The organism is Bacillus sp. B28, from assembly GCF_029536185.1.
Classification (GTDB): domain Bacteria; phylum Bacillota; class Bacilli; order Bacillales; family Bacillaceae; genus Bacillus; species Bacillus halotolerans.
In genome coordinates, this window is record NZ_CP120511.1 from 3,648,620 (window position 1) to 3,663,666 (window position 15,047).

Here is a 15,047-nt window from a genome sequence, read left to right on the forward strand (position 1 = left end):
TTAGCATAAAAAAAACGGCATTCTGCTCCGTTGAACGGAATAGAATGCCGCTTCTTTCATGATTCATTCAATAATCGGACGCGCAGGTGAATCCGGGTCTAATGTAAAATCAAAAGACTCTTCGTCACGATACATCGGATCTGCATAAATAGAACCGACATCATTTTTCGTTGCTTTTTGATAAGATGAAAACGAGTCGTATTCAGTCTTTTTCCACATCCATAAGCCGTCCTTACCTGCTTCCTTATGGTAAACGTTATGATTGACTGTATTTCCTTCATTGGTTTTAAAATCGTTGGCAATAAACAGCCTTGAATCACTTGCCGTCATGATGTTCTTTTCTATTACGTTGTTTTTTGTATCGTGCTGCAGCAATAGCTGTCCGCCATACAGCTCTTTTGTATCGTTGCGGAAAATAATGTTGTGAGCAATCACAGAACCGATGGTGCCGCCACGCTCTTTGTCATATCCGCCGATTGAAATACCCGTGTACGCATTCTGGTACACTTTGTTGTCGGTAATGTTTATATCCTCAGCATATTTTCCTTTGTGCTCAGAGGTTGCTTCAATACCGATATCGTTTCTGTAAACCGTGTTTTTCCTTATGTCAATATTGCGTCCTCCGTCGACATATATTCCGCCTGCTGAGTACTCATCTCCATAAGCGGGATTTCCGAAAGTTGAATGATGATAGACAGTATTGTTTTCTACGACGCCGTTTCGAACATAATCGTTTTGATCTGCCGTTCCTTCATATCCGATAAGATCGATGCCAATATTGTTATTATCACGGACCAGATTGCCTGCAACCGTAAAGCCGTCAATGTTTCCGTTCAGCACAACCGCTTCACTCGCTCCGAGTGTCAGCTTTTCAACGGTATTATCCGTAATCTTAATATCTTTCATGCTTCCCGTCCCATAAACCGCAATTCCGTGGGCATTGCCCTCATCCGCCGTTGTTTTTATATTCCGAACATGATTATCCTTAATCGTGATATGGCTGCTGGACCCAGTCACATAAATTCCCATGGCGGTTGCTTCTTCAGATGAAACAGAGAGATTCTCAATCGTTAAACCGCTGATTGTGATGTCATGTTTATTGTCTATGCGGATTAACGGCGTTTCATATTCTGCGCTCGTCATCGATTTCCCGGTAATGACTGCTTTCTCGTCCTGATAGTTTCGAAACGTGATAGGCTTCCCGTCCGCGCCGCTATGCTTCACATCAAGCGGTTCATCATACGTGCCTTCCCGGATGATTACAGTTGTTCCGGCAACAGCTTCCTTAGCGGCATGCGCCAGTGTACGAAATGGCTTTGTTTTCGTCCCTTCATTTTGATCATTGCCGTCAGGAGAAACATATAAGCAGTTCACTGAGTCTTGTTCATTTGCTGCCGTCTTATCATAGGTTAAAGCGATGATCACAGCAGTTAAAACGACTGCCGCAGAAATAAAAAATGATATTTTCATATTGGATTCTCATTTCTATTTAGAATGGATTTTCTTATATCATTATAAGTTATCCATTTATGGAAAACCATCTCAAATTCTTTTCATCTGCATAAAGCTCTTATTCAGCTCGACGCACCTGCCCAGAATCATACTTTCCAATAACAGATGATACCGGCGGGTGAATCCGCATCAGAGCAATATAGACAAGAAATGATGTCAGCACACCTACAAACCATGAGATGTCATATAAGCCTTTTAATGCGGGGACATACATTCCGATTAATGAGATCAGTGCGCCTAAAAGCGTGGCTGCGAATGCCCGGTAGTTATAGCCTTTAAAATACACATACCGTCCGGTTTCGGAATAAAGGTCATCAACCGAAAGCTCCCGCTTGCGAATAATAAAGTAATCAGCCATCATGACGCCCGCCACCGGACCGAGCATGCCGCCGATTAAACCGAGAAACGCATAAACGCTGGTTGCGCTCTCCATGAGCTTCCACGGAACCGTAAATAAAGCGAGCAGGGCTGTAATAAAGCTGCCTCGTTTAAAATTAATATATTTCGGCAACGCATTCGCAATATCATAGGCCGGAGACACAATGTTTGCTGCGACATTAACTGATATGGTGGCAATACAGAGCGTAATCACAGATAATACGATGACATAAGGATTATCAAACCTCGCCAAAATATCAACCACGTCCCAAATCGGCTCGCCGAAAGCAACCTGAGAACCGGAGGTCACCGTAATACTGGCAAATGCAAATAATGCGAAGGTTCCCGGCAAGCCGTAAAACTGGCCTTTAATCTGCTCTTTTTGCGTTTCAGCAAACCGTGTAAAATCAGGTATGTTTAAAATTAACGTCGCCCAAATGCCGATAATGCCGGTGACTCCGGCAGCAAACGGCCAAAATGTTTCTGAAAACGTATGAAATTTTCCAGGCTGCGAATAGATGGGCCCGAGTCCTCCGGCTATATCGACCGCCCACCATACCATGCCGCCAAACACCACATATACTAAAGGACCTGCCCATACCTCGAAACGCTTAATCGATTCCATGCCGTGGTGCAATACGAGTAAATGCACAGCCCAAAAGAATACGAAAGAGAGGAAACCAGACAAGTGAATGCCTAGAATATTCCACTCCCCTCCAATCTCTCCCCAGCCGGGCCACATATTTAACAGCAAAATGTTCAGCGCCGTGCTTCCGGCAAAGGTTTGAATGCCAAGCCACATAATGGCTGTAAAAGCCCTCAGAAGCGCCGGAATGTTTGCGCCGTAAATTCCATATGAAGCCCGGATAATCACAGGAAACGGCAGCCCGTATTTTGTGCCTGCATGCCCGTTTAAGGCGAGTGCGCCAAACAAAATAAGCGAGGCCGTAATAATGATCGCCATCACCTGCCACGGTGAAAGCCCGATTGCAATTAATCCGCCCACTGTCGCGTAGGTCGGTATATTATGTATGCACCCCATCCAAATCGAGGCAAAGTTCATTGCTTTCCAAGTGCGTTTTTCCTGCCCTAAAGGCAGCAGATCCTCATTGCTCAGCCTGTTTGATTGCTGCTGACTCTCTTTTAACTCCATAGCCGGCTCCCCTTTCAGCATTGTCTATCTTCCGTTATATGTATTGTTTTCTAACATCATATGTTACGTAATATAACTGAAAAGTCAGACAAATGCATTGGCTATGATACACAATCCTTTTATTCATTTTTGAGCATCCTAAACAAGAAAAAGAGACAGACTCGCATATCTGTCTCTTTTCTCATGATCTTGTTTTCATTAAGGCGGCGAATCTCAAAGCCATGAATAGACTCAATGCGCCTACAGCAATAAGGATCATTCCCATGATATCAAAATGAGCCACTGTTATCTCTTTACCGAACAGAAGGCCCAGAATCACGGAGGATAAAATCGAGCCGAGGTAACGGCACGTTTGGAACAGGCCCGAGGTCGTTCCCACCATGTCTGAAGGGCTCGTTTTCAGCATCGCCGCCTGAAGCGCCACGTTTCCAAGTCCGTAACCGATGCCGAGCAGCGACAGGATCAAGCCTTTCCCGATGACAGGAACGCTGATAAAAAAGACCGTTAAGAGTACAGCGCCAGCCGTCATCAGAAGCGCCCCCGCCAAAATCGGCTTGATGACTCCCGATCGGTCAATCCACTTGCCTGTAATGGGCGATACAGCGATGCTCATTCCTGACATGAACAGCATAAACAGACCGCTCGTTTGGACAGAAAGATGCATTTCATCCTGAAAATAACTCGGCAGGCCGAAAAATAAACAGTAGAAGAATACATTGAGTAAAATAAACTGAACGTATACCGCTGACAGGCTTCGCTGCGTTTTAAACAAACGGACATCAATAAACGGCTTCTCCGTTTTCAGCTCACGCCAGACAAATGCAACAAGCAGAATGACACCAATCACACCTTCTGACGCATGCGGGGATGTGCTGAATGAAAGCAAAAAGGACAAAAGCAAAATGATCCCGCCGGCAAACAAAAGGATTCCCGGAACATCAAGCTGCCGGATAACCGCTCTGATCCCCACCCCTTTTTTCTTATCCTTCGGGAACATGTACATCCCCAATAGGAAGCTGAGGATAATAAACGGCAGATTGACGATAAAAATCGCCGGCCAGCCGCCCCACACAATCAAAAAGCCGCCGACTGTAGGCCCCAGCGCCGTCATTGCAGACGCAAATATAGACAGCACCGCCAAGGCTGAAGCCTGACGCTCATGTATGTGACTTCGTATCAGCCCGACTCCCGACGGATAAATCGCACTGCTCCCCACCGATTGAAACAGCCGCATGACCAATAATGTCATAAAGGTTGGCGCAAACGGCGCCCCGATGGCAGAAACCGCCACAAGAATAAGCCCGAATAAAAACAAACTTTTGCGCCCAATTAAATCGCCAAGCTTTCCCGTCACGGGCTGGGCCACAGCACTCGCCAAATAGAACGAGGAGATCAGCCAGGAAACCGTTGTAAACGACAGGCGAAACTCATGCTGGATGCTGTGGAGCGCCAGAGAAATCATAGACGAGTTCAGCGGATTCAGCATCGTTCCTGAAGCTACCGCCGTTAAAAAGACAGCACGGCTCTTTTTTGATATTTTCATTTCACTTGAGATAAAAATTCTTCTGTCGTCCGCGATTTACCGATTCTCGGAAAAATAAAGCGCAGTGTGGCTTCATGCTCTTCCTCACTGAACGCGGACATCGCGTCGGTAATAAAAATCTGCTGATAGCCAAGCTGAAAGGCCTCGCGAGCCGTACTTTCCACTCCGATATTTGTGGCAATGCCGCACAGTACAATGGTATCAATACCGCGGCGTCTCAGCTGCAAATCTAAGTCCGTGCCGAAAAACGCGCCCCACTGGCGTTTGGTCACTGTGTAATCTCCGTCCTGCACACCGATTTCCGGAACAAATTCCGCCCAATCCGCCGGCATTTCACCTGAACCTCCCTGCGCCTGTTCATCCGTTTCCGGCTTTAGCGCATCCGCTCCGTCATGGAAGGCTACATTCACAAAGCTGATAAAGCCGTTATGTTTCCGGAATTCATCAACAAGTTTTTTCGCATTCGGGACAACCTGTCCGCTTTTATCTATTGGCACGATTCCTTTTTGCAGATCAATGATAACCAATGCTGTGTTTTGAAAATCAATGTTAAGTGTGTTCATTTGCGCTTCCTCCTGATGCTGGTTAGTGTTTCTCACATCCCATATTTTACTCTTCACTTCACATGAATTCTTGCATGACGCTTGTGAAGTTCTCAGGAGAAGCGCTTATCTCACGATTTTTCTTTTATATAAAAATAAAAGGTTGTGCATACAAACATACCGGCAAGCACTGCGATCATAAAAGTTGTCATAGCTTCGTCACCTGCCTGCCGTTAATCGGCTGCTGATTAAACATGCCCATAAATTTGCGGCGGTCAATCCAAAGCAGAATCAAACACATGATCATTAATATCGTACTGAGATCCTGCACGCCAATATCAAAACAATAGTTAATCATGACGATGTTCACAATAATCGGCATAAATACAACGGCACCTAACGCAGATGTTCTTGGAATCAACAGCAAAACTGCAGCAATGATTTCTCCAAAGCCTATAAATACTTCATAGACATGAGAATAACCAAAAAATGTCCACGCAATTGTAAATCCCTTTCCCTTTCCCACCGCAGCTGCAATTTCAGGTGTTACTCCCCCAAACTGCCCCATGACCACTTTCGCCAGGCCGTACACAACAAAATTAAAGGCCAAAAACAACCGGAATGTCGCCGGAATGGACTTTCTTAACGCTCTCAGCAGCCTGCTGCCTTTATTCATCTCGCATCCCCCTTAGTGTATTACAATAACTAGTACATTTAATACACTATATATAATTCTATTTATTGTCAATTCCCTTTTTTCTCATAAAAACAGAATTATTTTATAGACATAAAGTCTTGTATGGCACATACCGTTTTTCTTTCTTCGCCCGCATCCATAACACACACTAAAAAAACATGTTAGGAAATCTTACATGAAAATGTTTTATCATTCTTTTTTCTCTATAATGAAGAAATATAATAATTGCTTTTATTCTGAAAGATACGGAGGAATGAGACATGCAAATGGGCGATACAGTATTTATGTTCTTTTGCGCTTTACTCGTGTGGCTGATGACCCCGGGGTTAGCGTTATTTTATGGAGGAATGGTAAAAAGCAAAAATGTGCTGAGTACAGCAATGCACAGTTTCTCCTCCATTGCCATCGTTTCCATCGTTTGGGTGCTGTTCGGATATACACTCGCCTTCGCACCAGGCAATTCAATCATTGGCGGCCTGGAGTGGGCAGGTCTGAAGGGGGTCGGATTTGATCCGGGTGATTACAGCGACACGATTCCCCATTCATTATTTATGATGTTTCAAATGACGTTCGCGGTTCTGACAACCGCCATCATTTCCGGGGCTTTCGCAGAACGGATGCGATTCGGCGCTTTTCTTTTATTCTCGGTTTTATGGGCTTCATTGGTTTACACACCGGTTGCTCACTGGGTATGGGGCGGCGGCTGGATCGGCCAGCTTGGCGCACTTGATTTCGCGGGCGGAAACGTTGTTCATATTTCTTCCGGGGTGGCCGGCCTTGTTCTGGCTATCGTGCTCGGCAAACGGAAAGACGGCACAGCGTCTTCTCCGCATAACCTCATTTACACCTTCTTAGGAGGCGCCCTGATTTGGTTCGGCTGGTTCGGTTTTAACGTCGGCAGCGCCCTGACATTAAACGATGTCGCCATGTACGCCTTTATAAATACAAACACGGCAGCCGCAGCGGGGATTGCCGGCTGGATATTGATTGAATGGATCATCAACAAAAAACCGACGATGCTCGGCGCGGTATCCGGAGCAATCGCAGGGCTTGTGGCCATCACGCCGGCGGCCGGGTTTGTCACACCATTTTCTTCTATTATCATTGGCATCATCGGCGGAGCGGTTTGCTTCTGGGGGGTCTTCTCGCTTAAACAGAAATTCGGGTATGATGACGCGCTTGACGCCTTTGGCCTGCACGGCATCGGCGGCACATGGGGCGGCATCGCGACAGGATTGTTCGCAACGACTTCTGTCAACTCCGCTGGTGCAGACGGTTTGTTCTACGGGGATGCAAGTTTAATCTGGAAACAAATCGTAGCGATCGCTGCCACTTATGTTTTTGTATTTATTGTCACTTTCGTTATTATTAAAATAGTAGGCCTCTTCCTTCCCCTTCGCGCAACCGAAGAAGAAGAATCCCTTGGGCTTGACTTAACAATGCACGGGGAAAAAGCATATCAAGATTCTATGTGAGGAGTGACGTTATGAGCGGTCAAATGTTCAAGGTAGAAATTGTAACGCGTCCGGCAAATTTTGAAAAGCTGAAGCAGGAACTCGGAAAAATCGGAGTCACCTCTCTGACCTTCTCCAATGTTCACGGCTGCGGGCTTCAAAAAGCACATACGGAGCTTTATCGAGGGGTAAAAATAGAAAGCAATGTATATGAACGTTTAAAAATCGAAATCGTGGTCAGCAAGGTTCCTGTTGATCAAGTAACTGAGACCGCTAAGAGGGTTCTGAAAACGGGATCACCGGGTGACGGTAAAATCTTTGTCTATGAAATCGGCAATACGATTAATATCCGCACCGGCGAAGAAGGACCTGAAGCGCTGTAATATCGTTATGAGATTCGGACACTCCGGATCTCTTTTTTTCGCGCGGGAAAAAACCCCCAGAAACCGTGATGCCCATTCGAATCCTCTTCAAGCGCCATGATTTCAGACAATCTATTTTTATTTGAAACTTTTTCTGAGTAAGATGAGTCTACTTAATATAAAAATGTAAAAGGTGATTATTTGAATTACGAAATATTTAAAGCTATCCATGGATTATCTCATCACAATTCTGTTCTCGATTCCATTATGGTTTTCATAACGGAATACGCGATCGTTGCCTATGCGCTTATCTTATTGGTGATGTGGCTGTTCGGGAACACACAAAGCAGAAAGAACGTGCTTTACGCAGGAATTACGGGAATTGCGGGTCTTGCGATCAATTACTTGATTACACAAGTTTATGTTGAACCGCGCCCTTTCGTTGCTCACACGGTTCATACGCTGATCCCGCACGATGCGGATGCTTCTTTTCCGAGTGACCACACAACGGGAGCGCTAGCCATTTCGATCGCAATGCTTTTCAGAAACCGTAAAATCGGCTGGCCGCTCGTCATCTTCGGGCTTTTGACCGGTTTTTCACGAATTTGGGTAGGACATCACTATCCGATAGATGTGTTGGGCAGCCTTGTTGTTGCGATCATTATCGGGTTCCTGTTCTTTAGATTTTCAGATCTTCTTCGCCCGTTCGTTGATTTCATCGTTCGAATCTATGAAGCGATTATCAACAAGATTACGAAAAAACCAACCGATCAAAATTTCTAAGCAAAAAAGCCGGCCTCTGAATGCAGAGCGCCGGCTTTAATATTTTTCATACATCTCATGTTTTTTCCGCTTTGCGATAACAAATAATCCAAGAAACAGGGCAATCCCAACACTGTCAATGAGCACATCCCGGATGCAGCCGTTTCTGCTGAAGAAAAGCTGAATGATTTCCGTAAAAACGGCGAACACGAATGCTCCGGCCGAGGCCCATTTTATACGGCTCCATTGCTTCCAGAGCAAATATGTCAGCACGAAAAAAGAAAACGCGTGCCCGATTTTTTGAATCACAGCTTCAGGTGTGGTCAGCTGAGTAAAATCCATGTCTAAAAATTGGTTTAGATCAGGATGCGGATGAAAGTGAAATGCCACTGTCTGCGACACCACCATATCACTGAAGCTTTCTGTACAGACAGAGAGTAAAATGAAGAAGATCCAGCCTGCGAGTAATAAACGATGCATAAAAACAGCCTCCTTTCCAGCGGCATCTTGTACATGTAAATACATAGACGGCACAGTGAAACAAAAAGTAACAAAAAAAACGCCTATCACACCGATAGACGTTTTCTTCATTAGGACTGTTCAGTGCCTTCTGTTGTGCTGCTTTCTTTGGAACCTGATTTGTCAGTTGAATCATCCGTTTTGTCCTCGGATTTTTCGTCAGTTCCTTTTTCAGTCGAACCATCCTTTTTTTCTGATGATTGCTGAATGGATTCTTCTGTTTCCTCAGTTGCAGCTTTTTCTTCTGCAGCTGCCGCTTTTTCAATAGAAGAAACCGGCTTGTCCATAAAGTTCAGTGGGTTCATAGCAACTCCGTCTTTACGGATTTCAAAGTGTACGTGGTTGCCGCTTTCTTCGCTGTAAAGGTTCTTGCCAGACTTTCCGATGACCTGGTTTTGCTTCACCTTATCGCCTTGCTCAACACCTGCTTCAGAAAGTGATTGATACACAGTAGATAACCCATCAGCATGTTCGATTTCCACAACATATCCCAGCACTGGATCTTTTTCAGCTTTCACAACCGTACCGCTTAGAGAAGCAGAAACATCGAAATCTTTTCCGTCTTTCTCAGCTAAGTCAATTCCTTTGCTTAGGCTGTACGTGTTATTATAGGTAACGAGTGCTGCTTCTTTTTCTTCTTTTGCGGCATCAGTTTCATAGAACTTTTTCACAACAGAAACGTTTTCAGAATCAACAACCGGCATTGCGACATTTTCCATAGACTTTCCTACTTCAACTGCATCGTCGTTGTTGTCATACGCGGAGCTTCCGCCGTTATCAGCTAACTGATCCTTTACCTCATCATTTGATACAGATTGATACCAAAGGACAGCTGTTAAAATGACGGCCGCACTGACTAAGTAAATTGCAGGGAACACCCAGCGTTTACGAAAAAACTGCTGAAGTTTTTTGACTTGAGAAGTTTTCTTTTCTTCCTCTCTCATTGTTTATCACCTCAGCAACATTCTGAACACTTTTCTGAAAATATATACACCGATATAAAAAACTTTTTTAGATATAGTTTGTGCAGGCTGATAAGAAAGTATGTCATTTTTTTGAGAGGAGAACCAAATACGTATGAACTTAACATTACGTCTTGCTGAAAAAAAGGATATAGAAGCGGTTGTAGCGATTTATAACTCTACGATTGCCTCACGAATGGTAACAGCCGATACTGAACCGGTAACTCCGGAAGACCGGATGGCATGGTTTTTGGGACATACAGACGAACGGCCGCTGTATGTTGCTGAGGATGAAAGCGGGGAAGTGGCAGCCTGGATTAGCTTCGAAAGATTTTACGGCAGGCCTGCTTATAATAAAACAGCCGAGATCAGCATATACATTCATGAATCATGCCGCGGCAAAGGCGCCGGAACACATTTGCTTCAGGAAGCGCTCCGCATCGCGCCGGAGCTCGGCATCCGCTCGCTTATGGCCTTCATTTTCGGACATAACAAGCCTAGCCTGAAGCTGTTTGAAAAGCACGGTTTCAAGGAATGGGGGTTATTCCCCGGCATTGCTGAAATGGACGGCAAGCGATATGACTTAAAAATATTAGGGAGAGAGCTATCATGATTAGTCTTGATAAAGATGAAAACCATATTGAAAATCACCACGAAGAAAACAGCGTGATCGAGCAGGAGAACAACAGCACAGAGGTCGAAAAACGGGAGCTGAGCGCTGCTGCTGTCAAATCGCTTTCAGACATTGCAAAGTGGGGCAAAATAACAGGAATTCTTTTGATTGTCATGGGCGCGCTGGCTGCCCTGTCGGCTTTAATGACAGTCATAGGTGCTATTCCAGGCGTTCTGCTCATTATTTCAGGCGTATTTCTGATGCGGTCAGCAAAATCAGCAAAAGAGGCGAGCGGAAATCTGACCGGCAGTGCGGGTGAAAGCATGCTGGAGAACTACGGAAAATTTATTAAAATGCAATTATTCTACGCTGCATCAAGTATCGCCGCAGGCCTTATCGGAATCATTTTGCTCATTTTCTTCCTCGTATTTGTCGGCATCGCCGCTTTTGAGGATATGGATACGTATGAAGACCCGGATTCCTATTATTATGAAGATGAGCCCGTATTTGAATAAAAAGAGCTGACCCATGTCAGCTCTTTTTTAGTACAGCATTTTCTTGCGTCTGTCTTCTTCAGTCAAAAACTCAACAAAGCTCCGCATCGCAAACGGTTCTTCCTTGATCTGGCGCGTATACGTGTTTTTGCGCTCTTCTGAAAGAATTTCGCTCTTTTTGATTCTGTTCAGCATATAAATATGAACGGTCTTTTGAATTTGCTTATGCTGATAGCCCGCTTCTTTAAAAAATGCTAATCCAAGTGCAGCAAGAAGCGCAAAAAGTCCGGCGCTGATCAGAGACTCTCTGTCTGCTGAAGCATGAAAAAGGAAAGCAGCCAAATTAAAGAGAGAGAATGCAGCAAGCGGAACAGCAAGAAAACGGTAGATGACAGTTTTCTTCATTAAAGGCTGTACAGCCTTTTGAATTTTTTGCATTTCTGTTTTAATGAACCCCGGCATTTGTTCAATTCTGTAAAAGTTCATGTAATTCTCCCCCTTTATTTGATTTTGCAAGGCTTCACGAACGTTATCATATGAGTTTATTTTAACGCAGGTGCAAGCTGGTTTTAAAGAAATCTGCCCGTGTTTTTCGCGAAGAATCTGGATCAACACACTTTATTCTTTTAAAAAGTCAGTGTTATAATTTGTAATGGGAATCAGATTGCTGTTATTCATGGAATACTAATGGCAATCTTCTTGATAAATATGAATTAGCGGGGTTACAAAGTGAGTATTTCTTCCATCCTTTTATCACTTTTTTTCATTTTGAATATTCTTTTGGCCATCATTGTCATATTCAAAGAACGGCGCGATGCCAGTGCATCATGGGCTTGGCTGCTTGTTCTTTTCTTTATTCCCGTTTTAGGCTTTATTTTATACCTATTATTCGGTCATAATCTCAGACGCAAGCATTTGTTTCAATGGGAGGATCGAAAGAAAATCGGAATCGAAAAGCTGCTGCAGCATCAGCTTGAAGAATTAGAAAACAGGCAATTTCAGTTCAACAACCGGGCAACCTTTGATAATAAGGATTTAATATATATGCTCATCATGAATAATCACGCTGTCTTTACAGAGGATAATTCAGTTGATGTCATAACAGACGGACGTGATAAGTTCCAGCGGCTTTTACATGACATATCAAAGGCAAAGGATCATATCCATCTACAATATTATATTTACAAAGGTGATGAATTAGGAAAAAAATTGCGGGACGCCCTCATTCAAAAAGCGAAAGAAGGTGTTCAGGTCAGGGTTTTGTATGATGAACTCGGGTCCAGAACGCTGCGCAAAAAGTTTTTTAAAGAACTGCGTGAGGCCGGCGGGCATGTGGAGGTCTTTTTCCCTTCAAAGCTCAGGCCGATTAACCTTCGGCTGAATTACCGCAACCACCGAAAGCTTGTTATCATAGACGGCATAACCGGTTATGTCGGAGGGTTTAATGTCGGGGATGAATATCTTGGCCTCAATCCGAAGTTTGGCTATTGGCGCGATACCCATATTCGATTGCAGGGAACGGCCGTGCACGCCATTCAGACACGATTCATCCTTGACTGGAACCAAGCTTCACATCATCATACGCTCACCTATATCCCGAACCACTTTCCCGATTGCAGCCCAAAGGGAAACGTCGGGATGCAGATTGTTACGAGCGGGCCCGATTCCGAATGGGAACAAATTAAAAACGGCTACATCAAAATGATTTCAAACGCCAAGCGGAACATTTTGATACAAACACCTTATTTTATTCCGGACGCAAGCCTGCTGGATGCATTGAGAATTGCGTGCCTGTCAGGCATTGATGTCAACATTATGATACCGAACAAGCCTGATCATGCTTTTGTATACTGGGCCACGCTTTCGTATATCGGGGATCTTTTAAAAGCCGGAGCCACCGTCTATATTTACGATAATGGCTTTATCCATGCGAAAACAATTGTTGTGGATGACGAAATTGCATCGGTCGGTACAGCGAATATTGACGTCCGAAGCTTCAGGCTGAATTTTGAGGTTAATGCATTTATTTATGATATCAACATTGCCAAAAAACTGGTTTCTACATTTAAAGAAGATTTGCTCGTATCCAGAAAATACACCTACGAGGAATATCAGCAACGATCTTTATGGATCCGCATCAAGGAATCCGTCTCACGGCTATTGTCGCCGATTTTATAAGATGCGCCAATCCCCCCGGCCTTTATGGCCGGGGTTTTTCAGCATGGTCATAATCTATCATCACGCACCCCGTAAAAACGCGCGTGACCTTTCTCATATAGCGTGCAACCGTAATAAAAAATCACGAATATGATCACAGCGGCTTGCACCTCCGGACCGTCAGGCCAAACTCCATTCACACCGCGGCAAAATCAATTCACTATTTTTATTTCTGTATACAAAACTTCTCACAAATAGTGTATAAAAGAAAAGTGAGTATTTTTTTGTAAAGGGGATCCGTGTCAATGAATCCGGAAACGGTCAACAAAACCCTCATCAGTATTTCAAAATGGGGAAAAGCAACAGGCATCTTATTTATTATTATGGGCGCTTTTACTGCGCTTTCAGGCGCGTTCGTTTTTCTTATCGGCGCAGTGCCGGGCGTACTGCAAATCATTTCAGGCATCTTTTTGATGCGGTCAGCAAAAGAAGCAGGCTTAATGGCTGAAAAGCATAGCGGGCAATCTGAGGATTTAATGCTGGAGAACTATGCGAAATTTGTAAAGATGCAAGGGATTTATTTAATCGTGAGCATCGCTGTATCGATTCTGGCGATCATCGCATTCTTCATCTTTCTAATGCTTGGAATTGCCGACGGCATATTCAGCGATTATGATACGTACAGGACCTATTAATTAGAAAAACCCGGAGCATCTCCGGGTTTTTTCTTGTTATTCCGCTTCGCTTACTACTGTAAAGCGTTCATTTTTGTGTGACGGATGTTCAAGCTCATCCAAAACAGCAATCGCATAATCGGCATAGCTGATATAACTGTCGCCATTTGCGTTTACGATCACATTGTCTTTTCCTTTTTGGTAAGATCCCGTCCGCTTTCCTGCCGGATCAAAAAACGCCGCCGGGCTGAGGAACGTCCAGGAAATAGAGTCTGCCTTTTGCAGGTCTTTCAGGTTCTCTCCTTGATTTGATGCAGTCGGAAGATATTCTTTCGGGAATTCCGGTGTATCCATTAAACGTGTTGTTTTGTCTTCATCAACAAACAGGCTTCCCGCTCCGCCGACGACAAACAATCTTGTATGTTTTGCATCCTTTAGGAGGCTGATTAATGTTCTGCCTGCTTCAACATGAAGATGTTCCTGGCCAGGCGCAGCTCCAAAAGCATTTACGAGTGCATCGAAAGGCTTGAGATCTTCCGCCGTCAGTTCAAAAACATCTTTCTCCAAAATCGCTGTGTCCTGATCCTGGACTTTAGATGCATTTCGGACAATGGCAGTTACCTCGTGACCTCTTTCCTTCGCTTCCTTCAAAATCAGACTTCCTGCTTTTCCGCTTGCACCGATAATTCCTATTTTCATTTTTGATTTCCTCCTTATTTGTAACAATTTTAGTTACATGTTAGTGGTGAGAAGTCATCCCTTTTGATCAAAAGAGATGATTCATTACATCTTTTAATGACTTGCTTGCCAGCTCATTTTCCATCGCTTTTTGCACACTTTCAAATGTCTCATCCAGCGCGCACTGAATTTTTTTGCCTACCGGACACTTCGGGTTCGGGTTTTCATGAACCGCAAATAGTTCCTCTTGGTTTTGAACAGCCCGATATACTTCTAAAAGAGAAATATCAGCCGGATCTTTTTTGAGGCTCGCGCCCGGCACCCCGGCGCGTGATGTGAGAATATCGCCCTTTTTCAGCAGGCTGATCATCCTTCTTACAACAACCGGGTTGGTGTTGACACTGTCAGCGATGATTTCCGAAGACGCTTTTTCATCCATCGAAATGAGAGATAAAATATGAATGGCGACAGCAAGACGGCTGTTAATCATGTTTTTTCACCACCGTTGTAACTATAATAGTTACATTTAATTCGTTTGTCAACATAT

At 44.2% G+C, this 15,047-nt stretch carries 17 protein-coding genes; 7 read left to right on the top strand and 10 right to left on the bottom strand.

Annotated features, from left to right (window positions below; genetic code table 11):
- Positions 1–63: 63 nt before the first annotated feature.
- From P3L57_RS18165 to P3L57_RS18185, 5 genes are all read right to left on the bottom strand, one after another.
- On the bottom strand, positions 64–1,470 hold the full coding sequence (locus P3L57_RS18165; protein ID WP_069486807.1) for a right-handed parallel beta-helix repeat-containing protein: 1,407 nt from the start codon (positions 1,468–1,470) through the stop codon (positions 64–66).
- A 100-nt stretch (positions 1,471–1,570) separates the two neighbouring features.
- Positions 1,571–3,043 (bottom strand): allantoin permease, encoded by a 1,473-nt coding sequence (gene pucI, locus P3L57_RS18170; protein WP_044160377.1) that lies wholly within the window; start codon positions 3,041–3,043, stop codon positions 1,571–1,573.
- Between the two features lie 181 nt (positions 3,044–3,224).
- On the bottom strand, positions 3,225–4,586 hold the full coding sequence (locus P3L57_RS18175) for an MFS transporter (protein WP_069486806.1): 1,362 nt from the start codon (positions 4,584–4,586) through the stop codon (positions 3,225–3,227).
- The gene (locus P3L57_RS18180) at positions 4,583–5,149 is read right to left on the bottom strand and encodes a hydrolase (protein WP_069486805.1); all 567 of its coding nucleotides are present in this window, start codon (positions 5,147–5,149) and stop codon (positions 4,583–4,585) included. Before P3L57_RS18180 ends, P3L57_RS18175 begins: the two co-directional genes overlap by 4 nt.
- 187 nt (positions 5,150–5,336) lie before the next feature.
- Entirely contained in the window at positions 5,337–5,804 is a 468-nt protein-coding gene (locus P3L57_RS18185) for a hypothetical protein (RefSeq protein WP_044159677.1), read from the bottom strand.
- A 281-nt stretch (positions 5,805–6,085) separates the two neighbouring features.
- On the opposite strand from P3L57_RS18185, the gene amtB reads away from it, so the two are divergent.
- From amtB to bcrC, 3 genes are all read left to right on the top strand, one after another.
- Positions 6,086–7,300 (top strand): ammonium transporter AmtB, encoded by a 1,215-nt coding sequence (amtB, locus tag P3L57_RS18190; protein WP_069486804.1) that lies wholly within the window; start codon positions 6,086–6,088, stop codon positions 7,298–7,300.
- Between the two features lie 11 nt (positions 7,301–7,311).
- The gene (locus tag P3L57_RS18195; protein WP_010332189.1) at positions 7,312–7,662 is read left to right on the top strand and encodes a P-II family nitrogen regulator; all 351 of its coding nucleotides are present in this window, start codon (positions 7,312–7,314) and stop codon (positions 7,660–7,662) included.
- A gap of 180 nt (positions 7,663–7,842) precedes the next feature.
- A complete protein-coding gene (bcrC, locus tag P3L57_RS18200; RefSeq protein ID WP_277617458.1) occupies positions 7,843–8,424 on the top strand; it encodes an undecaprenyl-diphosphate phosphatase BcrC in 582 nt (193 codons plus the stop codon).
- A gap of 36 nt (positions 8,425–8,460) precedes the next feature.
- On the opposite strand, the gene P3L57_RS18205 is transcribed toward bcrC, so the two are convergent.
- Together P3L57_RS18205 and spoIIQ are read right to left on the bottom strand one after the other, a co-directional pair.
- Positions 8,461–8,883 (bottom strand): VanZ family protein, encoded by a 423-nt coding sequence (locus tag P3L57_RS18205; RefSeq protein ID WP_059335369.1) that lies wholly within the window; start codon positions 8,881–8,883, stop codon positions 8,461–8,463.
- Positions 8,884–8,993: 110 nt separating this feature from the next.
- Positions 8,994–9,866, bottom strand: coding sequence for a stage II sporulation protein SpoIIQ (gene spoIIQ, locus P3L57_RS18210; RefSeq protein ID WP_044159685.1), 873 nt, complete (start codon positions 9,864–9,866; stop codon positions 8,994–8,996).
- Positions 9,867–9,999: 133 nt separating this feature from the next.
- Between spoIIQ and P3L57_RS18215 the strand changes: the two genes are divergently transcribed.
- Together P3L57_RS18215 and P3L57_RS18220 are read left to right on the top strand one after the other, a co-directional pair.
- Complete coding sequence (locus P3L57_RS18215; protein WP_059335125.1) at positions 10,000–10,497, top strand: GNAT family N-acetyltransferase; 498 nt, start codon at positions 10,000–10,002, stop codon at positions 10,495–10,497.
- A complete protein-coding gene (locus P3L57_RS18220) occupies positions 10,494–11,012 on the top strand; it encodes a DUF5362 family protein (protein ID WP_044159689.1) in 519 nt (172 codons plus the stop codon). The genes P3L57_RS18215 and P3L57_RS18220 overlap by 4 nt, the downstream gene beginning before the upstream one ends.
- A 27-nt stretch (positions 11,013–11,039) precedes the next feature.
- Here the strand turns inward: P3L57_RS18220 and P3L57_RS18225 are convergent, their stop codons facing one another.
- Entirely contained in the window at positions 11,040–11,477 is a 438-nt protein-coding gene (locus P3L57_RS18225; RefSeq protein WP_024123133.1) for a DUF5392 family protein, read from the bottom strand.
- A 243-nt stretch (positions 11,478–11,720) separates the two neighbouring features.
- Between P3L57_RS18225 and cls the strand changes: the two genes are divergently transcribed.
- A complete protein-coding gene (gene cls / locus P3L57_RS18230) occupies positions 11,721–13,169 on the top strand; it encodes a cardiolipin synthase (RefSeq protein WP_024123134.1) in 1,449 nt (482 codons plus the stop codon).
- A gap of 284 nt (positions 13,170–13,453) precedes the next feature.
- Positions 13,454–13,843 (top strand): DUF5362 family protein, encoded by a 390-nt coding sequence (locus tag P3L57_RS18235; protein WP_069486803.1) that lies wholly within the window; start codon positions 13,454–13,456, stop codon positions 13,841–13,843.
- A gap of 36 nt (positions 13,844–13,879) precedes the next feature.
- Here P3L57_RS18235 and P3L57_RS18240 read toward each other — a convergent pair whose 3' ends face one another.
- Together P3L57_RS18240 and P3L57_RS18245 are read right to left on the bottom strand one after the other, a co-directional pair.
- Positions 13,880–14,521 carry an NAD(P)-dependent oxidoreductase gene (locus P3L57_RS18240; protein WP_044159695.1) on the bottom strand — a complete coding sequence of 214 codons (642 nt, stop codon included), beginning with the start codon at positions 14,519–14,521 and terminating at the stop codon, positions 13,880–13,882.
- Between the two features lie 67 nt (positions 14,522–14,588).
- Complete coding sequence (locus P3L57_RS18245) at positions 14,589–14,990, bottom strand: Rrf2 family transcriptional regulator (RefSeq protein ID WP_024123137.1); 402 nt, start codon at positions 14,988–14,990, stop codon at positions 14,589–14,591.
- Between the last annotated feature and the right edge of the window lie 57 nt (positions 14,991–15,047).